This is a genomic window from Clostridium sp. (genome assembly GCF_016650035.1).
Taxonomy (GTDB): domain Bacteria; phylum Bacillota; class Clostridia; order Clostridiales; family Clostridiaceae; genus Clostridium_AD.
In genome coordinates this window covers 1-20,405 of sequence record NZ_JAENWM010000072.1, presented here as the reverse complement: position 1 = coordinate 20,405, position 20,405 = coordinate 1, and the positions used below count along the sequence as shown (strand labels likewise).

21 protein-coding genes are annotated in these 20,405 nt (G+C 30.9%); 3 read left to right on the top strand and 18 right to left on the bottom strand.

All coding sequences use genetic code 11. The features are described from left to right. Positions 1-325 precede the first annotated feature (325 nt). A complete protein-coding gene (locus tag JJD95_RS15150; protein WP_291643862.1) occupies positions 326-1,159 on the top strand; it encodes a PHP domain-containing protein in 834 nt (277 codons plus the stop codon). Between the two features lie 58 nt (positions 1,160-1,217). Here JJD95_RS15150 and JJD95_RS15145 read toward each other — a convergent pair whose 3' ends face one another. The 3 genes from JJD95_RS15145 to JJD95_RS15135 form a co-directional block, all read right to left on the bottom strand. Further along, the gene (locus JJD95_RS15145) at positions 1,218-2,624 is read right to left on the bottom strand and encodes an aminopeptidase (RefSeq protein ID WP_291643861.1); all 1,407 of its coding nucleotides are present in this window, start codon (positions 2,622-2,624) and stop codon (positions 1,218-1,220) included. A gap of 85 nt (positions 2,625-2,709) precedes the next feature. After that, on the bottom strand, positions 2,710-3,633 hold the full coding sequence (gene hprK / locus JJD95_RS15140; protein WP_291643860.1) for an HPr(Ser) kinase/phosphatase: 924 nt from the start codon (positions 3,631-3,633) through the stop codon (positions 2,710-2,712). Between the two features lie 24 nt (positions 3,634-3,657). After that, positions 3,658-3,819: a DUF896 domain-containing protein gene (locus JJD95_RS15135; protein ID WP_291643859.1), complete on the bottom strand. Its 162-nt coding sequence runs from the start codon at positions 3,817-3,819 to the stop codon at positions 3,658-3,660. Between the two features lie 317 nt (positions 3,820-4,136). Here JJD95_RS15135 and JJD95_RS15130 point away from each other — a divergent pair, with 317 nt between their 5' ends. Beyond that, a complete protein-coding gene (locus tag JJD95_RS15130; RefSeq protein ID WP_291643858.1) occupies positions 4,137-4,313 on the top strand; it encodes an aspartyl-phosphate phosphatase Spo0E family protein in 177 nt (58 codons plus the stop codon). An 18-nt stretch (positions 4,314-4,331) separates the two neighbouring features. Here the strand turns inward: JJD95_RS15130 and JJD95_RS15125 are convergent, their stop codons facing one another. Next, a complete protein-coding gene (locus tag JJD95_RS15125) occupies positions 4,332-4,730 on the bottom strand; it encodes a hypothetical protein (protein WP_291643857.1) in 399 nt (132 codons plus the stop codon). 45 nt (positions 4,731-4,775) lie between these two features. After that, positions 4,776-5,951: an FprA family A-type flavoprotein gene (locus tag JJD95_RS15120; protein WP_291643856.1), complete on the bottom strand. Its 1,176-nt coding sequence runs from the start codon at positions 5,949-5,951 to the stop codon at positions 4,776-4,778. Between the two features lie 322 nt (positions 5,952-6,273). On the opposite strand from JJD95_RS15120, the gene JJD95_RS15115 reads away from it, so the two are divergent. Next, a complete protein-coding gene (locus tag JJD95_RS15115; protein ID WP_291643855.1) occupies positions 6,274-7,110 on the top strand; it encodes an NAD(P)-dependent oxidoreductase in 837 nt (278 codons plus the stop codon). Between the two features lie 632 nt (positions 7,111-7,742). On the opposite strand, the gene def is transcribed toward JJD95_RS15115, so the two are convergent. From def to JJD95_RS15050, 13 genes are all read right to left on the bottom strand, one after another. Continuing rightward, a complete protein-coding gene (def, locus tag JJD95_RS15110; RefSeq protein ID WP_291643854.1) occupies positions 7,743-8,213 on the bottom strand; it encodes a peptide deformylase in 471 nt (156 codons plus the stop codon). 163 nt (positions 8,214-8,376) lie between these two features. After that, the gene (locus JJD95_RS15105) at positions 8,377-9,048 is read right to left on the bottom strand and encodes a V-type ATP synthase subunit D (protein ID WP_291643853.1); all 672 of its coding nucleotides are present in this window, start codon (positions 9,046-9,048) and stop codon (positions 8,377-8,379) included. 2 nt (positions 9,049-9,050) lie between these two features. Beyond that, a complete protein-coding gene (locus tag JJD95_RS15100) occupies positions 9,051-10,433 on the bottom strand; it encodes a V-type ATP synthase subunit B (RefSeq protein ID WP_291643852.1) in 1,383 nt (460 codons plus the stop codon). Then, positions 10,426-12,198, bottom strand: a complete 1,773-nt coding sequence (locus JJD95_RS15095) for a V-type ATP synthase subunit A (protein ID WP_291643851.1) — start codon at positions 12,196-12,198, stop codon at positions 10,426-10,428. Before JJD95_RS15095 ends, JJD95_RS15100 begins: the two co-directional genes overlap by 8 nt. A 17-nt stretch (positions 12,199-12,215) precedes the next feature. Then, a complete protein-coding gene (locus tag JJD95_RS15090) occupies positions 12,216-12,524 on the bottom strand; it encodes a V-type ATP synthase subunit F (RefSeq protein WP_291643850.1) in 309 nt (102 codons plus the stop codon). Next, complete coding sequence (locus JJD95_RS15085) at positions 12,517-13,518, bottom strand: V-type ATP synthase subunit C (protein ID WP_291643849.1); 1,002 nt, start codon at positions 13,516-13,518, stop codon at positions 12,517-12,519. Before JJD95_RS15085 ends, JJD95_RS15090 begins: the two co-directional genes overlap by 8 nt. Positions 13,519-13,585: 67 nt before the next feature. Next, the gene (locus JJD95_RS15080) at positions 13,586-14,185 is read right to left on the bottom strand and encodes a V-type ATP synthase subunit E (RefSeq protein ID WP_291643848.1); all 600 of its coding nucleotides are present in this window, start codon (positions 14,183-14,185) and stop codon (positions 13,586-13,588) included. A gap of 33 nt (positions 14,186-14,218) precedes the next feature. Next, a complete protein-coding gene (locus tag JJD95_RS15075; protein WP_291643847.1) occupies positions 14,219-14,695 on the bottom strand; it encodes a V-type ATP synthase subunit K in 477 nt (158 codons plus the stop codon). Between the two features lie 13 nt (positions 14,696-14,708). Continuing rightward, positions 14,709-16,682, bottom strand: coding sequence for a V-type ATP synthase subunit I (locus tag JJD95_RS15070; protein ID WP_291643846.1), 1,974 nt, complete (start codon positions 16,680-16,682; stop codon positions 14,709-14,711). Continuing rightward, entirely contained in the window at positions 16,669-16,995 is a 327-nt protein-coding gene (locus tag JJD95_RS15065; protein ID WP_291643845.1) for an ATPase, read from the bottom strand. Before JJD95_RS15065 ends, JJD95_RS15070 begins: the two co-directional genes overlap by 14 nt. A gap of 222 nt (positions 16,996-17,217) precedes the next feature. Further along, positions 17,218-18,948, bottom strand: a complete 1,731-nt coding sequence (locus JJD95_RS15060) for a B12-binding domain-containing radical SAM protein (protein ID WP_291643844.1) — start codon at positions 18,946-18,948, stop codon at positions 17,218-17,220. Beyond that, positions 18,923-19,462 (bottom strand): class I SAM-dependent methyltransferase, encoded by a 540-nt coding sequence (locus tag JJD95_RS15055; protein WP_291643843.1) that lies wholly within the window; start codon positions 19,460-19,462, stop codon positions 18,923-18,925. Before JJD95_RS15055 ends, JJD95_RS15060 begins: the two co-directional genes overlap by 26 nt. Positions 19,463-19,542: 80 nt before the next feature. Continuing rightward, on the bottom strand, positions 19,543-20,244 hold the full coding sequence (locus JJD95_RS15050) for a zinc dependent phospholipase C family protein (RefSeq protein ID WP_291643842.1): 702 nt from the start codon (positions 20,242-20,244) through the stop codon (positions 19,543-19,545). Positions 20,245-20,405 lie beyond the last annotated feature (161 nt).

The following is a 20,405-nucleotide window of genomic DNA, read 5'->3' as shown; positions in this document are numbered from 1 at the left end:
GTCTACGGCTTTTTTAAAATAATGTGTAAAAAAGTCTTTTTGTTATGCCTATAATTAATTTGAGTATAATTCGTTATCCAGATACATATTATTATTTCCTAAATGTGGATATTGTTAATTATTGTTTTCCGACTATACTCCTAATAGTTCCTCACCTAATTAACTCATTATATCAAATAATACATATGAATTTTATTTAAAAAAATATTTTCTATAAATAATAGTAATTATTTGTAGAAAACCCCTTTTATTATTGACAATTATTATGTAAAATGATAAGTGGCATAATAAACTAAATAACAATTCAAATATTCGAGGTGATTATATGTACAATAGAGGTGATTTCCACCTTCATACAAATGCATCTGATGGAAAACTAAGCCCTAAGGAATTAATTTATGAGGCTTCTATAAATGGCTTAGATATTATCGCAATAACAGATCATGACACTACTTTAAATGTTGAAGAAGGCATTAGAGAAGGTCTAAGTAGAAATATAAGGGTAGTTCCCGGCATAGAACTCTCTACTATTCATAATAACGAAAGTATTCATGTTTTAGGTTATTTTAAAGATGATAAGTATAAAGATCCATACTTACAAAATTTCTTATATGACATGGCTAATTATAGAATAATAAGAGCTAAAAAAATAGTAGAAAATTTAGAGACTTTTTTCAATATAAAATTGGATTACAATAAAATTTCAGCTGAAGCTAAAGGGGTAATAGCTAGACCTCATATAGCTAAAGCCATAATAAATGCTGGTTACAAATATGATTGGAAATATATATTTGATGTTTTGCTATCAAATGATAGTCCTGCTTATGTTCAAACCAAGAAAATTTCAACTGCCGACGGCATTAGTCTTTTAAGGGAACATAATGCAATAGTTGTACTTGCACATCCTGTTCTAATTAAAAAATCTTCTATAGACGAGATGCTACGCTTTGATTTTGATGGAATTGAGGCAGTATATCCACAAAATTCTAAAAAGCAAAAATCTTTACTAAAAGCAAAAGCTAAAGAGTATAATCTTTTAATTACTGCTGGTTCAGATTTTCATGGAATTACAACCTCAGATACCAGTCATGGTGTTATTGGTTCAGTTTCCTTAAGCCATAACGAGCTAGCTACCTTTGTAAATGCATTAGATTCATAAAAAGGGAGATGTGAAAACATCTCCCTTTTTATTTCCTTGCTTAAATACTTTCTTAATTTTAAATTTCTATAAGGAATGCTTCATAAGCTCTTAAGGCTTCATATATATCTGCTTTACTTGCAACTTCCCAAGGTGCATGCATGTTATGAAGGGCAACTCCTGAATCAATAACTTGCATACCATACTCAGCTAATATATAAGCAATAGTCCCACCGCCGCCTTGATCCACTTTACCAAGTTCTGATGTTTGCCATGAAATTTTATGTTTTTCCATTATTCCTCTAAGCTCTGCAATAAATTCTGGGTTTGCATCGTTGCATCCACCTTTTCCACGCGCTCCTGTGTACTTATTGAAAACTATACCTTTTCCGAAGTATGCAGAATTACGTTTTTCCATAACTAATGGGAAATTCGGATCGTATGCTGCACTTACGTCAGAAGATAACATTTTAGAATTCGCGAGTGCCCTTCTTACTTTTAAATCACTGTATTCCCCCATTAAATTAACAACTTCAGCTACTGTATTTTCAAAAAATCTTGATTGCATACCTGTTGCACCGATACTTCCAACTTCTTCTTTGTCCACAAGCAAAACAATACAAGTTTTGTCTGTTTCTTTTATGTTCATTAATGCTTGATAAGAAGTATAAGCACAAACCCTATCATCATGTCCATAAGCCATAACCATACTGCTATCTAGTCCATAGTTTCTAGCACGTCCTGCTGGTACTACTTCGATTTCTGATGATACAAAATCTTCTTCATCTATATCATATTTATCATTTAAAAGTCTTAATATATTTAACTTAACTCTATTTTTAGCATCTTTATCTTCTACTGGTATACTTCCCATGAACACATTTAAATCTTCACCCTCAATTCCTTTTGCCATAGTTTTTTGCATTTGGTCTGCTGATAAGTGAATTAGAAGGTCTGAAATTCCCACTACTGGTTCTTTTTCATCTTCTCCTATTACTATATTTACTATCGTGCCGTCCTTTTTAACTACAACGCCATGAATAGCTAATGGTATAGTCACCCATTGATACTTTTTAACCCCACCATAGTAATGAGTTTTAGCTAAAGCTAAATCTGAATCCTCATATAATGGATTTTGTTTAAAATCCAGCCTTGGTGAGTCAACATGAGCACCTAAAATTTTAAAGCCCTTTTCAATAGGTTCAGAACCAATTAAAAATAATGCTAGTGTTTTACCCATACAGTTTGCATAAACTTTATCACCAGCTTTTAATTTAGCACCTTCATTTATATAAGTATCAATATTTTTATAACCGTTTTTTTCAGCAAGTAAAACAACTTCCGTTACACACTCTCTTTCGGTTTTACATTTTGACATAAAATCTATATAGTTATTAGATAATGCAAACACCTTTTCAATATCACTTTTAGTATACTTATCCCAAGCTACTTCATATTTTTTCTCTAAACTTTTAACATCTGACATACCTATTTCCTCCTTATGTAAATAATTTCTACATTACTATTCTACTAAACATTCTATTAAATTACAAATACTAGAACATATTATTTTATTTAGCCTTTTTTGCTTTAGTTACTTCTGCTATTCGCCTATTTATAGTTTCAACTGGGGTTATCTTAGAATTCATACTATATCTATAATTAGCTGCAGCAGCTTCAATAATAACTGCTATATTCCTGCCTGGCCTAATTGGCAAAGTTATTTTTCTTAAATGTACATTTAAAATTTTTGTAAATTCATCATCTATACCAAGCCTATCATATTCTTCATTTTCATTCCACAAGTTAAGAGAAATAAGTATGCTAATAGTTTTAGTTGTTAAAAGGGAACTAGTTCCATAAATTGCTGGAATATCTATTATTCCCATACCTCTGACCTCCAACATCCCTGAAGTTATGTATGGACAACTTCCAAGGAGCGTACCATCTATTTCTTTAATATCTACTGCATCGTCTGCAATGAGCCTATGACCTCTTTTAATTAATTCTAATGCACACTCGCTCTTACCTATACCACTTTCTCCAGTTAATAATATTCCTATACCATAAACATCTACTAAAACACCATGAAGCCTAGTTTCAGGTGCGAACTTAGCATCTAAAAAATTGGTAAGCTTACTGATAAATCTTGTAGAAATTAACTTGGTTCTTAATACCCATCGACCATTTTCCTGAGCTGCTTTGATAACTTCCTTATGAGGCTCTAAGTTTCTAGTAAAAATAACACAAGGCGTATCAAATTTGAAATATTTATTTAGTCTCTTCATCCTCAAATCTATTTCCATGCAATCTAAAAAACTCCACTCTGCCATGCCGAGTAGTTGCACTCTATTATTATCAAAATGCTTGTAAAATCCAGCAATTTGAAGACCCGGTCTATTAATGTCTGTAACATTAATTGATTTACCCTGGTCGCCTTGCACTAAAACTTCTAATTTAAAATGTTCTATTAATTCCTCTATAGTAACAGGCATTATAATTCTCTCCTTTTTAAAATATTAGACTTTTTTAATTGTATCTAATTGAGATTTAAAATTCCTTTTAACATTATCAATATATTTTTGTCTTAATTCTTGTTGTTCTACCTTTTCTTTTTCTGTAAGTCCCTCTTCTTTACTTTTCTTATAAAGATAATTCACCCTTTTGGTTAGTTCGTCCATAATACCACTCCTTATCTCAAAATTTTTCATTACTCATAAATGGTTAAAATGCGTCATAGTCTCTTCTTATAATTATAGAACAAAAACTTTATGACATTTTTTTTATTTACACATTGTTCTAAATGGCTTTTTTCAATGTGTACAACTCATATTGTGGTATATTTTACCATATTTAGGCTATTTAATTTGTAACATTATATCTTATTGCGGAGCTTTTTATACTTTATTAGCTAATAAAAAAATTAACACATATTGAATAATCTGTTATAATATATTTGTTCCAAAAAATAATAAATGATGATAAGAGGTATAAATATATGAATATCAAATCCAAACTCATAAAAAGAGAACTAGAATCCTTAAGAATGATTCTACATTTTTTACTGAATTTCAGAAAACCTACAGATAAAATAGTTGTATGCTGCAGTCAGCAATTAGATGAGGTTATCGTTAAGTATCATAAAATTCAAGCCGCTCAAAAAAAAGCGGCTTGAATTTCCTGCTGTTCCATATTAAAAATCTAATTGCATTAAGATATCATCAATTTTAATATCGGCATCTTTACCATAAAAAACTACCGCGAATTCATTGTATTCATAATCATCTTCTGATATATCACAACCAATGAATTCGTATTCAATTCCCATTTCTTCAGCGCATTCTTCCATAATGTCTTCCACATTATCTGCTGCAATATCACTTAAATACGGCAAAAAATATTCTTCATACCATTCTTCTTTATTATGCTTGAAATCCCCTTCCTCATTTGCAAAAGATGTAGCGGCTTCCATTTCTATTTCATCATAATAATATTTAAACTTTAGCGCAATGGTATCATTTTTATACTTAATTTCATCTAAATTACTTAATCCATTTTGCTTTAAAAAATTTATAATATATTGTTTATTCAAAATAACACCTCCATATATCATCCATAAATTACTCGTAATGAATCCCTAATTTAGAAGTTTTAAATATTCTTCAACAAATTTGTTAGCCACATCATATTCCTTGCTATCAGGAACAAATTTAAATTTAAATCCTTCTGGAACTACTTTAAACTTTAATGATCTTAATCTTTCTGTAAGCATAGGAACACCTTCTCCGCTCCATCCATATGAACCGAAAGCTGCAGCGGACTTACCTCTATTGGTTATAGGACATACAAGAGATAGGACATCCCAAGCAGGCTTTACAGCATCTTGATTAATAGTAGGTGAACCAATCATAATTCCACTTGCACCTTCAATTAATTCCACAATGCCTTTTAAACTCATAGATGTAATTTCATGAGCCTCAGCTTTTATGCCCTTTTTATTGATCAAAGTTGCAATATATTCGCCCATAGCTTCAGTATTACCATAAGCAGAAACATAGAAAATTTGAATGTTTTTTTCTTTTATTTCGTGGATTTCAGCCCACTTTCTATAAAGATCCATGTACATTTTAATATCATCTACGTGTATAGGTCCATGACTTGGAGCTATCATATCTAATTCTAAATTACTGATTTTATCCAGACCCATATTTACGAACTTTTTAAAAGGCCCCATTATAACTTCAAAATAGTATTTCATTTCATCAAAATAGTCACCAGAGCAAGCATCTGTTATACAGTTATCTGGTGAATAATGACAACCCATTACATCACATGTAAACAATATTTTTTCTTCAACAACATATGTAAACATTGTATCGGGCCAATGTAAATTTGGTGCAGAAATAAATCTCAGCGTGTTTTTACCTAAACAAAGTTCTCCTGTTGCCTTTTCACTATTAAATTCCCTGTTCATAATTTCTTTTAAGTAACTTAACGCAGCCGTTGAAGCAATAATAATAGCCTCAGGATAAACTTCTAGTAGCTTAACTAAAGATCCACTATGATCGAGTTCTGTATGTTGAACAATTATGTAATCAACTTTCCGCTCTCCGATAACACCTTTTATTTTACCTAAAAACTCATCAAAAAAACCAGTTTTAACGGAGTCTATTATAGCTACTTTTTCATCATCAATTATATATGAATTATAAGTAGTTCCTTTCTTTGTTTCCATTATAATATCAAAAACCCTGAGCTTCGGGTCATTTACCCCAATCCAATATATATTATCTTTTAACTTTGTTGTTTGCATTCCTAAAATCCTCCTTATACTTCTATAATCCTTTGAAATTTGTCATTTTAATCCTCTTGCTTACAATATATTTTACCACATTTAGTTAAATTCTTCAACTAACAATAATTATTGATTAATAAATATTTATGTACACATATAAAGATTTCTATTTTATAGTTTATCACCAATAGGTTAAAATATTCTCTTGTTTTACCACAGAACATTGCAATGATGAATTATAAAGATCAATTTTTAAAATAACCTTCTTTTTCTTCCAAGATACTAATATTAAAGATATTAATTCATATACTTTAATAGCATGTACTTTAGGGAGGAATTTATGAATATCTTAATAACTGGTGCAAAAGGTAATATTGGAGCTTATCTTTGTAGCGTTTTGTCAAAATCGCATGTTATATATGGATTAGATAAAACTGAACTTGACATAACGGATAATATAGCTACCCAAAAAATTATGAATGAATTAAAGCCTGACGCTGTAATTCATACTGCTGCAATAACAAATAAACATTTTTGTGAGTACCATGAGTCTTTAGCATATGGTGTAAACACTCTAGGCACCTTAAACATTGCAAAGTGTTGTAATTCGCTTAACATACCCTTAATATACCTATCTAGCACAGATGTATACGGCGATACTAAATCAATACCTTACAACGAAACTGATGAATGCATTCCATTAAACGCTTACAGTAAGAGTAAACTCGGTGGTGAAGAATTAATTGAAACCATTTGTAAAAAATATTTTATTGTTCGTACCTCTAATATATTTGGTGGCAATGATTGTTTTGTCAGAAACCTTATAAATGGTAGACATACAACTATTTATTTATTTTCAAATCCCATCCTTTCAGTAACTTATATTGGAGATTTAACAGAAATCCTCCAACGGCTCTTAACTACTGAAAAATATGGAATATATAACTATAGCAATAAGGGCTGCTTATCAAAGTCAACGCTAATAAATAGTATAATAGAGTTTGGTAATCTTAAAGTTCCATTAATTGTTACTTCAGATAAGATTTTATCCAATCTACTTAAGGATTCCAAATACACCTGTGGTGATAGTACACTTATAAAACACACCTTGGGTATTGAGATTCCTTCTTGGAATGATAGACTGAAAGAATATATTAATAATTGCCTTAATTTATAAATATTACTCATATATATTTGATTGACATTTAAACACTTTAAGCATAGAATGAATATATAAATATACCCACTATGGGTATGGAGGTGTTTTATGTTAACCATCGACAGTAAAGCAATTAATTCAATAAAAAAAGGAAATTCAGTTGTAGTTGTTCAGTCTATGGAAAGTTCTTGTGGTGGCTGAGGGAGCACACCTACAAAAAGTCTCTGGATTGAGACTCAGAAAAATTTTTCTCCCTCTGAACAATTTATTTTAATGGAATATGAAGATATAAAGGTATATATTCATAAAAGTATTAAACTAACTAATGATATACATGTATATCAAAAGTTAAAGCTTCCATTTATAGGTCCCATATATGGAATTAAAGGGATTAGAATATAATTTTACAGAATTCTTAATTAAATATATAAATTTTTCTTGCATTACGCTAACAAAAGTATATATTGCGTAAAATGCGTTTGAACAAACCTTAGTAATTCTTAATTTATTTTATTTATAGTTGCGTAAAGAAAAACACATGTTTGAGCGAAGCGAGTTTGTGTTTTTTAGCAGCTGTAAATTAAATAAATTTTAGAATTACTTGGTGAAGTGAACGCATTTGTAGCAATATATACTTTTTTTTTATAAAATTATTCTTCAATTAGTTCATACATTTCCTCAGCTCTTGACATATATAATATCCCATCTAAATGGTCAATTTCATGACAAAATGCTCTTGCAAGTAATCCTTCTGCTTCATAGGTAACTGGTTTCCCTTTAACATTCATTCCCACAACCGTAACACTCGTAGGTCTAAACACTTCACCTTCATAGCCTAAATAACTTAAACAGCCTTCATAATCTTTTTCATTTCCGGACTTTGCCGTTATTTTAGGATTTATAATTATTATTGGCTCACCGTCTTCTTCTCCTAAATCAATTAGGATAACTCTTTTTAAAACACCTATTTGCGGAGCGGCAAGGCCAATTCCAGTACCCTCATAAAGAGTGTCCATCATATCATCTATTAAATCTAAAATTTTTCTATCTACTTTTTTAACCTTTTCGCATTCTGTATTAAGACGTTTGTCACCATATTGTAAAATTTTTCTAACTGCCATATTAATTCTCCTTACTACATTTTTTCACTACATTAATGCCTTTTTCCTAGCAATAAATTTTAGTTGCTTTCACTATATATTCTATTCCAATTAGCTATATACATCAACTTAAATATTTACAAAAAAATTAAGGTGTCATAAAGACACCTTAATTTAGTCATATTTATCCCTTAACTCTTTTTTCTTCTGCTAATCGTTGAGTTTCTTCCATCATACTTTTAACTTTCATAAGTCTAGTTAAAGCCCCTCTTTCGTTTTCACCAAGCTTCATTTTTATATACTTGATAGTATCCACGAGTTGAGGTATTATCATATACTCAAGAGCATTAACTGTTCTTCTAGTTTTTTCGATCTCATCTGCCAAAAGTTGACAAGTTTTTTCTACTTCAGCGAGTTCTAAGAGTTTTGGTAAAATTAGATATATCTTTTCTATAGCTCCATCAAGGTCTGCTGATGTGTTAGCAAACCCATATGGATATATACTACCAGGATCATCTTCTAATTTTCTTACAAATTTCATTAATGGAACATTAACACTCATAAGATTTTTTGTTTCTACTTCTACAGAAATACTTTCTTTTGGGTAGGCAATTGCCTCCTCTAGAAATTCTGAAGACATCAATGCACTTGACATTAGAAAGTCCTTATAAGCGTTTTGTAGTTCTTCTTCAACGCTCTTTCTTAGTTCATTATTATGTTTTATAAGATCAATAAACCTTCTCATAAGTTCATCTTGCTTATCTTTTAATAATTTATGCCCACGAGTAGCTGTACCTAATCTTTTTTTAAGTTTAGTAAGCTCCATTCTAGTCGGATTGACACTTAACCTTGCCATGTTTACTCACCCTCTTTTATTGGTAAGTATTTTTCTACAAATTCATCTCTAATTCTCTTAAGTTCATTTCTTGGTAGAATAGATAGAAGCTCCCATCCTAAATTTATTGTTTCATCAATTGTTCTATTAGTTTCAAAACCTTGTGCTACATACTGTTTCTCAAACTCATCTGCAAATATTGCATATTTTTTATCTGCTTCAGATAAGGCTGACTCACCTAGTATAACTGCTAGCTCTTTTGCTTGTTTACCTTGAGCATATGCAGCAAATAATTGATTCATTGTATCCGCATGATCTTCTCTTGTTTTACCTTTACCTATACCTTTATCTTTAAGTCTTGATAATGAAGGTAGAACATCTATTGGTGGCATAATTCCCTTTTTATAAAGTTCTCTACTTAAAATAATCTGTCCCTCAGTTATATATCCTGTTAAATCAGGAATTGGATGCGTTATATCATCCTCAGGCATTGTTAATATAGGTATTTGTGTTATTGAACCTTCAAGACCTTTAATCCTTCCTGCTCTCTCATATAGCATAGCAAGGTCAGTATAAAGATATCCTGGATATCCACGTCTACCTGGTACTTCTTTTCTTGCAGCTGAAACTTCACGTAGAGCTTCACAATAGTTTGTAATATCAGTCATTATTACAAGAACATGATATCCTTTTTCGTAAGCAAGGAATTCAGCTGTAGTTAAAGCCATTCTAGGTGTAGCAATTCTCTCAATAGCTGGATCATTTGCAAGATTCATAAATAATACAGTCCTATCAATGGCACCAGTCTTAGTAAAATCATCTATAAAGAATTGTGCCTCTTGAAAAGTTATACCTATGGCTGCAAATATAACAACAAATTTTGATTCTGAATTTAATACTTTCGCTTGTCTTGCTATTTGTGCTGCAAGCTGCGCATGTGGAAGACCTGAACCAGAAAACACTGGTAATTTTTGTCCTCTAACTAGTGTATTAAGTCCATCAATAGCCGAAATTCCTGTTTGAATAAATTCAGAAGGATAGTCCCTTGCTACAGGGTTTATTGCTTCTCCATTTATGTCTAATTTCTTATCAGGAATGATCTTAGGTCCACCATCTTTAGGTCTACCAAGTCCATCAAAGACTCTTCCCAGCATATCTTCAGAAACGCCAAGTTCAAGTGGTCTTCCAAGGAATTTAGCCTTACTACCTTTTAAGTTAATTCCTGCAGAACTCTCAAATAATTGAACCATTGCTTTATCTTCATTTATTTCAAGTACTTTTCCGCTACGTATTTCGCCAGTCTGTAGTTCTATTTCAACTAGTTCATCATAACGAACTCCTTCAACTTTTTCTACAACCATTAAAGGACCAACAACTTCTGTTATTGTTCTGTATTCTTTAAGCACTAACAACCCCTCCTTCCGTTATTAATTTTTCTACTTGCTCAGATAATTCTTTGTATATATCATCAATTTTTGACATTTCAGTTTCTGGAATATATTTTGCCCTTGCTATTTTATCTCTTACTTTCATTTCTAATATGTTCTTCAAATAAACACCAGCTTTTAAAGCTTTTTCAGCTTCAACATGGAATGTTATTACGAGCTTTAACATTTTATATTGTTTATCTAAAGATGCATATGTATCAACCTCATGGAAAGCATTTTGTTGTAGGTAATCTTCCCTGATTGTCTTTGCAACTTCTAATTTCAATCTATCTTTTTCAGATAGAGCATCTACTCCTACAAGTCTTACTATTTCATCAAGTTTTGATTCTTCTTGAAGTATTATCATAGCTTTAACTCTAAGATCTGTCCAATCCTCTGCAACGGTCTCATTAAGCCAACCAGCTGTCTGATCTAAATAAAGTGAATAAGACTCTAACCAATTTATTGCTGGAAAATGTCTCTTATAAGCAAGTTGAGCATCTAGTCCCCAAAATACCTTAACTATTCTAAGCGTTGCTTGAGTAACTGGTTCAGATAAATCTCCACCTGGAGGTGAAACTGCACCAATAACTGTAATAGCACCTACCCTATCGCCATCTCCAACGCATTTTATCTTTCCAGATCTTTCATAAAAATCAGCAACACGTGAACCTAGGTATGCTGGATACCCCTCATCACCTGGCATCTCTTCAAGTCTTCCTGACATTTCTCTTAGTGCCTCTGCCCATCTAGACGTAGAATCTGCCATTAATGCTACAGAGAATCCCATATCTCTAAAATACTCTGCAATAGTTATTCCTGTATATACAGAAGCTTCTCTAGCTGCAACTGGCATATTAGAGGTATTAGCAATTAACACTGTTCTTTTCATAAGTGATTCGCCTGTTTTTGGATCTTTTAGTTCTGGAAACTCATTTAAAACATCTGTCATTTCATTTCCACGCTCACCACAACCTATATAAACTATTATTTCAGCATCTGCCCATTTTGCTAATTGATGCTGAACTACTGTTTTACCACTTCCAAAAGGACCAGGTACACATGCAGTACCACCTTTAGTTACTGGGAAAAATGTATCTATTACTCTTTGACCTGTAACTAATGGCTCTACTGGATTTAACTTTTCAGCATATGGTCTTCCACTCCTTACTGGCCATTTTTGCATTAATGTAATTTTTTTAATACCATCTTTAGTTTCAACTTCTGCTATCATTTCCTCTACAGTAAACTCTCCTTCTTTTATAGAAGTTATAGTTCCAGAAATCCCCTTAGGTATCATTATCTTTTGGGTTATAACAGTAGTTTCTTGAACTGTACCTATGACATAACCATATGAAACTTCATCTCCAACTTTTGCAGTAGGAACAAATTGCCATTTTCGCGTCCTATCTAAAGGTGCAACATTCACGCCTTTTGTTAAGAAGTTACCAGCTATAGCCCTTATTGCTTCAAGAGGTCTTTGTATACCGTCAAACATTGATTCCATAAGCCCGGGTCCAAGCTCTACGCTTAATGGTTCCCCTGTAGTTACTACTGGGTCTCCCGGTCCAAGACCTGATGTTTCCTCATATACTTGAATGGAGGCTCTATCTCCTCTCATTTCGATAATTTCGCCAACGAGGCCTTTTTCTCCAACCTTAACTACATCGTATATATTAGCTTCTTCCATGCCTTTAGCAACAACTAAAGGACCTGAAACTTTTACAATTTTACCGATTTTCAAGTTATCTCCCTACCTTTCTATAAAATATTTACGCCCACCGCTTTTTCTACATTATCTCTAATTTTTTGCATTCCTATATTAAGTGAGCCTTGATTACTTGGTATTAATATAATGGCAGGAAGCATCTGTCTATTATATCTTTTTATAGTTTCGCCTAAATGCTGAGCTATTTGCTCTGTAACAAATATAACTGCATAATTATTTAATGCCATTGTATCTATAGCTTTTTTAGCCGCTTCAATTTCAATAACAGGATATACGTCAATTCCAAGGGCTTTAAAAGCAAGTATTGAATCTTTATCTCCAACTACTCCTACTTTATGCATAAACCTCACGCACCCTTTCTCTTATAACGTCAGTACTAACCTTGTTTAATTTGCCAACCATAATTATTCTTATTATTTTTATCTCAGTTTCCTTTGCTGCAATATAGGCAAATATAGGTTCTGGACCAAAGCTAACATATTTAGCATCTTTTAAATTTTTCATGATGAAATTTTCCGAAAGCTTTTCGAGAGTTGAAAGTTTACCTGTTTGTATATACTCTTCTAATCCAATTGTTACAACTTCCCCATATTTTGATAGTGCAAATTTATTTGCCATATTTTCAATAGGTTCATTAAAAACTTTCACTAAAATGTCATCATCTATATCTCCACCGGCAAACATTACTTCTTTCAAAAAAGTAATATTCTTTTCTTGTTTTTTTAATCTGATAATTGTTTTTATATTAGTAAAGTCTATACTTCTTTTAATATAATTAATTATAAAATCAATTTTTAAAACTTTTGCTCTAGCTAGCATGTCTATATACATATATTTGTCTATTATAGTGTCTATCTTCTGTGGATCTTTAATTTCCTCATAGCTCTTTTCTGTTTTGAGTATACCTTCTCTCATAATAGGATTTAAATCCCTATATTCCATAGTTTCAATATACAACTTTAATTTTTCTATATCTATTGTACCTACTGGAATTAACATATGTGAAAAGTCCTTGTCTAAAGTCCGACCTTTTAACAGTACCTTGATATTATGATAATCATATTTAAGACTCATAATATCAACTACGGCACGGTCTGGAGAAACTTTATACGTAAGGGAATATACTCTTTTCAACTCCTCCTTAAGTAATACATTGTAGTCCTCTGCTATTTTTATAGTTCCCATTAAACTTGCATATTCAGTTTCTTGCAAGATTTTAAGGACATCTTCAGCCGAGTTACTATCAATCATTCTCTCAATCTTTACTTTATTAAGGAGTCTTGTTTCTAATACTCTCAGCCTAGCCACAGCTTGTGTGAAATTCATATTATCCATATATGGCTATCCTCCTTATTTTGCTCAGGAGTAGATATCAATTATCAATTGCTATCTTCCCTTAAATTTATTTAAATAGTTGTTCAACGATTTGTGCTTCCATTTCATCTCTTAAAGAATTAACTAAGCTTTCAAAAGTATTGTTAATCTCTATACCATTTTTAAGCACTATAAATCCACTATTTATATCCCTAGACTCTGAACTAATAACTAATTTTCCTATCTTTCCTGAAGTTTTTAGTGCTGTATTTATTTCAAGCAAATAATCATCACTTACTATTTCTTTATATTTCCCAGGAAGTATTATTTCTTCATCTCCTGCTATGTCCATTGATATAAGGTATCTTTTCAAAATTTCAAGATATTCACTTTCGTTTATTTGTAAGAGCTTTTCTAAAGCTGCCACAAATACCTTATCAATCATTGTTTGCATAGCAACTAATTTTTCATTTCTCACTGTTAGCTGAGAATTTGATATAATCCTTTGTTTTGCTGTACTAGCTTCGATTTTAGCTTTTTCTAACATTCGAAGGTTTAAAGTTTCAGCTTCTTTGATTTTACTTTCTACCATTGATACCTGCGTATCCTTAGCTTCTTTCAATATAGCTTCTGCTTTAGTATTAGCATCTTCTATTATCTTTGATGTTAAACTATCTATTTTTGACATATATTCACTTCCTCTAACTGCTTAGTTTTAAAATTAGAATGTTTGACCTAATAAGATTATTGAAACAACGAATGCTAAAATTGCATATGTCTCAACCATTACAGAGAGTATAATAGCTTTTGTAGTATGTTCTGGGTTCTTAGCTAGTATTGCTACACCAGCTGCAGCTGTTTTAGCCTGAGCAACTGCTGAATATAATCCTACAAATGCTATTGGTAAGCAAGCCATAAATAAGTACATACCCATACCCAAAGTCATATCTCCAGCAAGTTTAGGTAATATCATTAATCCTATAACAAAACCATAAAGTCCCTGTGTACCTGGTAACAATTGAAGAATAAGAGCTTTACCAAATTTTTCTGGTTCTTCAGTTGTGAGTCCCGCTGCTGCTTCACCAACTATACCTACACCTTTAGCTGAACCTATTCCTGGTAAAAATACTGCTAAAGCCAACCCTAGTGCTGCAAAAACATAACCACCATTTTCAACAAAAAAATCCATTAACGTCATAATTAATTCCTCCTTAAATTTTCACTTCATTTTTTACTTTAATATTAATATATTGATTTTTGGGTTTAAAAGCTTTGAAGGCTTTTCCCCCACCTTCATAAAACTTACTAAAATACTCTACATATTGAAGTCTAGCACTATGAACATAAGCTCCTAATGCACTTAATAAAAGATTAAACATTTGTGCTCCCACAAAAATAAAAACTCCAAAAATAATATTAAATGGTGATGGTATCATTCTAATAAGAGTATTAAAAGCTGTTGCTATAAAACCCCCAGCAAGTCCGAGAGCCATAAGCCTCGAGTATGAAACCAAATCACCGATGTAGCCAGTTATACCATATAGACCATATATTCCTCCACCAAGTTTTCCACCTAAGCTTTTACTTTCCCTACCTTGGGTTAATACTAGTCCAACCATTCCTATTATCATCAGCCATTTACCAATATTGATTGTAGCTTGGCTTAATTCTAAAGATGGTCCACCTATTAATAAAAATGCTCCTGTTAACGCAAGGTACCATGTTAGTACATCATAAATAGCATCTATTGGTTTACCATCTCTAATTAACATATAACCTTTAATACCAAGACCAAAACAAATTTGAACCACACCCATTGCTATAGATACATACAATATTAGCATTAAATCTTGTCCCGGCTTTACTAAACTATTATTAGATATATATGGAATTAAATCACCAAAGAAACTTCCATAAATAACCCCTGCTATTGCAGATGGTATTGAGAGAAACAAGAAGAATTTAGCAAATTTTTGCTGGCCTTCATCTAAATTAAATTTCTTTAATGCCATAAAAGCCGCTATAAACATTATTATACCATATCCAATATCAGCTATTATCATACCAAAGAACACCAAATAAAACGGTGTGAATAGTGGTGTTGGATCTAATTCTGAATATTTAGGTAAACTATACATTGATGTTACTGGTTCAAATGCTTCTACAATTGAATTATTCTTTAGAAGTATAGGTACATCAAGATCTTCCTTAGAGGCTTCTTCTAGTTCTAAATAAAAATCTTCTTTTGTTATAACTTTTACTGCCTTCTCAAGTTCACTTGTTAAATCTGTTGGTACCCAACCTTCTAGTGCAACTACGCACTCTGTTTTTAAGAAGTTTTCGCAAGCTGTAGCTTTTATATGTTTATTTGATAAATATTCATATACTATTTTGAAATCTTCTATATAATCACAGTCATGCTTTATTTGAACATTTATTCTTTGTTCCTCTTTTGTTATTTCAGCTAATCTTTTGTTTAAATCCAAAACAACCTGGGCTGGAGTTCCATCATATGCAAAAGTAATTTCATTAAATCTGTTTTGTTTAAGTATTTCTTTAGCCTCATCTTCATAATCTTTATATATGAAAACAATTACATTTACTTCATCTTTTACCTCACTAATAACTTCTAAATAAGAATATGGAATTTCAGTTTCGAATTTTTCTCTAAAAGTATCTTTGAATGCTTTTGGAAGAGATCCCATTAGAAATACTGAAGATTTTAATTCCTTTAAATCATTGAAAGTAGCATCTAATGTATTCCAAGGAGTTAATGCTTCTATTTCAGTATTGATTTTAGTTTTTTCATTTTTCATTTTGGTCAATTCAGCGTCTTTTTCTTTTAATTCTTTGTAATTCTCTTCATAGTTTGATTTTTTAGCTAAAGCTTCTAACTCATCATAATTCAATAAACTTTTACCCTTTACTAAAGATTTTATAGCGCCTTCTTTCTCTGCGTGCTTTAGTAATAGTTCAAGTGCAAATTTTACTTTCGCCTGCTCACCTTCTATATAAGAAACTTTTTCTTTTTCTGAGTCTTTTACAAGTGATTGTAAATGTTCTTCTTCAAATTCTTGTAGGTTTATAAATTGAACATTTTCAAATTTGTGAAGGCCATCTAATAAAGCTTCTTTTTGTGAATCAAAGGCAAACAATGTGAATTTACTCATTTTAACTATTGCCATTATTTTTCACTATCCTCTCAACCACTATATTAACAGCCTTATCAAATCTTTCATTTTTCAAATCCAGTATACCCTCTACTTCTGCTTTGCCTTTTTCGGAGATTGGTTCGGAAGTTTTTTCAGCTTCTTTTTTAGCAACTTCAATTGTTTTTTTAGCTTCTGCTTTCGCATCATCTAAAATCTTTTTATATTTCTCCTGAGCTTCGATTTCAGATTTTTTTAAACTATCCTTACTAACGGAAATTGCCTTATTTACAATATCTGTTCCTTGTTCCTCTGCTTTTTTTATATTCTTTATTGCTTCTAATGCCAAAATATCACCACCTTTTATATATCAGCTTACTAATATGAACACGATTAGTAATTAATGCTCTATGTAGTATTAATTACAGCTTGAATATATTATTCATTATACTTATCTTTATTATAAACTTCAACTCTTTTTTTACAATTTAAACAAATATTCTTAATATTGAATATTGCAAATGCCTTAAATCCATTTAAACGGCGGTTTACGACCTTTTAACTTTATTCTTTATACTTTAGCACCTAAAATGATTGCATTTGCAATAAGGGTCACGTCAATTACATCATTATTAATATCATAAACTAAATAACTATTATTAAAACTAACAGTATTATTATCGATATAATTCAAAATATTAATCATAAATTTTTCAACATGGATACTGTTAACACTTTTAACAATATCATTCTGTAATAACTCCCCTTTAATCATTCGTTCTACTCCCTTATCTAAATCTCTAGTTAGAAAATCTGGCAACCACTTCTTTTTGTTAAATTTAAGATAGTCATATTTAACAATCTCTTTTAAAACAAAATTATCTTCTTTAAGTTTCTCCCCATTAAATTCAATGAATATTTTATAGTAATCCACCGAGGAAATACTTCTGCTTAAATAACCCTTCTCATGGCAAAATAGTCCTAGTTCATAATAGAATTCAAATGGCGTACTAAATTTCCCCACAAAATATTTTAAAATAGTACTAAATTTTTGCGAATTATAATATTTATCAACCATTTGCTCTACCTTTTTTAGTATTACTAATTCATCATAACTTATATCCCTTGTTTTTAAAATTTCATAAGGTGGATAAGGTGCATATATCATTCCCCACTTATTCGCTTCATTTCTCATATCCGAGCCTTTAAGTAACTTTAAAAATCCTAATTGTATTACTTCAGAATGAATGTTATAAACATCATTAAAAGATTTTTTAAAAGACTCATAATCTTCTCCAGGAAGTCCTGCTATTAAATCTAAATGCTGGTTAATGTTTTTCATTCCTTCTAATTCTTCTACCATTTCTTTTATATCATTAAAATTCACAAATCTATTTATGTTATTAAGTATTATGGAATTTGTTGTTTGTACCCCAACCTCAAATTGAAATCTTCCTTTTGGTGCCTTAGCCAAAATATCTAACTCCTGTCTGTTTAGAATATCCGCTGAAATTTCAAAATGAAAAGTTATATCAGTATCTAGATTTATTAAGTATTCCCAAATTTCTAATGCGAATTTGGGGTTACAATTAAATGTTCTATCAACAAATTTTATGAGTGTTACTTCTTTATCAATAAGGAATTTCAATTCTCTTTTTACTCTTTCAGTATTTAAAAATCTAACTCCATGCGTAGTAGATGAAAGACAATATTTACAATTAAAAGGGCATCCCCTGGATGCTTCATAATAAACTATTTTATTAGTAAGTTCTTCATCACTATATGGAAAAATAATCTCATCCATATCCATTAAAGGCCTTTTACCATTATAACCTATAATGTCATTATTTTTATAATATAATCCTAAAATATTTTGGATATTATTCTTTTTCACACTAGTTTTACAATCACTCCCCGGGGTAATCTTAAAGTTAATAAATTCTCTATATGTTACTTCCCCTTCACCCTCTATTACGTAATCGCCTGGTTGTTCCTTAAGGAAGGCCTCAGAGTCATAACTAACCTCTGGTCCACCATAAAGAATCTCAATTTTACTATCTACAAGCTTTATAAGAGATGCTATCTTCTTAACGTAATGGATATTCCATATATAGCAGGAAAACGCCACAAGATGCGGCTTCTTACTTAAAATCTCCTCTAAAATTCTATCGATCTTATCATTGATAGAAAATTCCATAATTTCGCATTCATAATCTAAATCTTCAGTATATGATTTTAAATATCTTACTGCCAAGTTGCTGTGAATATATTTTGCATTAATTCCTACTTGAATTACTTTCATCTTCTGATTTCCCTCTCTTTTTGCATATCATGTAATAGATATTATCTGAATTTTTCAAAGTTAATATTTCAAAATAAGGTTTTAAAATTTTTTTTGTATTTTCCTCAGAACTATTTTTAAATATGTTAAAATCTTTTAAAGATATTTGTTTAGTGCTTTTATCTGGTAAGACAATCTTTACTTCCGAATTAAAAGTTTTAACAAAGCCTTTATCTATGTCCCATATATATAGAAGTCCGTCCGATTTTAAAAATTCATATATATCCTCTATTAATTTCTTTCTAGTATGTGTATATTTCATGTCACTTAAAGTAAGAAATAGCGCACAAACGTCATATTGCCCCTTCTCTATTCTTATCTTTTCCTCTTTGCCTTCTAAATACTCTATACTGCTACTATCATCAAGATATTGCTTGTATATATTATATATAATCCCATGGTTTGAAAATCCTATATCTAATATATTACCTTTGAAGATTTCTTTCTCTAAACTTATAAAAACCTCCTTTTTCAATTATTGACCCCCTCGCTAAATATAATTTATATGTTTTATTTATTCTTCAAAAACAAAATAATTCCTTTAAAATAAAGGAATTATTTCTTAATTTGATTGTAAAAGTTTAACATTAAGCCCGCAGTGGTCTTTTGTGATCTTTGAACTATAAGTATAGATATTTTTTTGTACCTATCTTCCTTATTTTTTACATTGGTGTAAGCTAAATAAGTTTTATTAGCAAATAATGCATTATTCTTTATATAATCTTCTATATTCTCTTCACTTATTATTTCATTGAATATAGGAAAAGAATAATCACTCATTAATTTACTTATAATCCAAAGCTCAAAATTCCTGTGACTTTTTAGAAGCTTATTGTTCACATGTTGTGGCACAGTAGCATCCTGAACTAAATGACAGGCTGCTCCAAAATAAAAAAGCGCTTGTCTTTTATCTCCCGCTTCTATAAATTTCAAAGCACATTTATAATACTTTTCAAACTCAGCCAAGGCATTTGAAAATCCATATAAACCAGTTCCCTTAACGTGATGATAAAAATGATTTGTGCTTTTAAAATCTTGATCTGCCCATGTTACTCCCCTATTTAATTCTTTTATATACCCCTTATAAAAACTATGAACTTCACTATACCCCTTATTTTGAAGTATTTCGATAGCTTGAATATTTATAAATTTATGAACAATACAATGAGTTTTCATAATCCTTTTTTTAATTGGATTTACTGTTATCATAAGTCCTCTTAAAGTCTTGCCATAAGTAGCTTCAATTTTTTTCTTCAAACTGTTCACCTCTTAATTTATTATGTGCACTCTCGGAAACTCTTAATGCATTGCTAACTCTTGATTCATTTTTGCTCAAAAATCAACTTCACCTCAGAATTTCTTCGTGCTATATATTGTACGGATAGCTTAGATAATCCAAGCTATTCGTAGCATTATCT

What these genes read in the sequence shown, in the direction of transcription:
- JJD95_RS15150 (WP_291643862.1), top strand. Translation starts at nt 326, where the DNA reads ATGTACAATAGAGGTGATTTCCACCTTCATACAAATGCATCTGATGGA.
- JJD95_RS15145 (WP_291643861.1), bottom strand. Translation starts at nt 2,624, where the DNA reads ATGTCAGATGTTAAAAGTTTAGAGAAAAAATATGAAGTAGCTTGGGAT.
- hprK (WP_291643860.1), bottom strand. Translation starts at nt 3,633, where the DNA reads ATGCCTGTTACTATAGAGGAATTAATAGAACATTTTAAATTAGAAGTT.
- JJD95_RS15135 (WP_291643859.1), bottom strand. Translation starts at nt 3,819, where the DNA reads ATGGACGAACTAACCAAAAGGGTGAATTATCTTTATAAGAAAAGTAAA.
- JJD95_RS15130 (WP_291643858.1), top strand. Translation starts at nt 4,137, where the DNA reads ATGAATATCAAATCCAAACTCATAAAAAGAGAACTAGAATCCTTAAGA.
- JJD95_RS15120 (WP_291643856.1), bottom strand. Translation starts at nt 5,951, where the DNA reads ATGCAAACAACAAAGTTAAAAGATAATATATATTGGATTGGGGTAAAT.
- JJD95_RS15115 (WP_291643855.1), top strand. Translation starts at nt 6,274, where the DNA reads ATGAATATCTTAATAACTGGTGCAAAAGGTAATATTGGAGCTTATCTT.
- def (WP_291643854.1), bottom strand. Translation starts at nt 8,213, where the DNA reads ATGGCAGTTAGAAAAATTTTACAATATGGTGACAAACGTCTTAATACA.
- JJD95_RS15105 (WP_291643853.1), bottom strand. Translation starts at nt 9,048, where the DNA reads ATGGCAAGGTTAAGTGTCAATCCGACTAGAATGGAGCTTACTAAACTT.
- JJD95_RS15090 (WP_291643850.1), bottom strand. Translation starts at nt 12,524, where the DNA reads ATGCATAAAGTAGGAGTAGTTGGAGATAAAGATTCAATACTTGCTTTT.
- JJD95_RS15085 (WP_291643849.1), bottom strand. Translation starts at nt 13,518, where the DNA reads ATGGATAATATGAATTTCACACAAGCTGTGGCTAGGCTGAGAGTATTA.
- JJD95_RS15080 (WP_291643848.1), bottom strand. Translation starts at nt 14,185, where the DNA reads ATGTCAAAAATAGATAGTTTAACATCAAAGATAATAGAAGATGCTAAT.
- JJD95_RS15075 (WP_291643847.1), bottom strand. Translation starts at nt 14,695, where the DNA reads ATGACGTTAATGGATTTTTTTGTTGAAAATGGTGGTTATGTTTTTGCA.
- JJD95_RS15070 (WP_291643846.1), bottom strand. Translation starts at nt 16,682, where the DNA reads ATGGCAATAGTTAAAATGAGTAAATTCACATTGTTTGCCTTTGATTCA.
- JJD95_RS15060 (WP_291643844.1), bottom strand. Translation starts at nt 18,948, where the DNA reads ATGAAAGTAATTCAAGTAGGAATTAATGCAAAATATATTCACAGCAAC.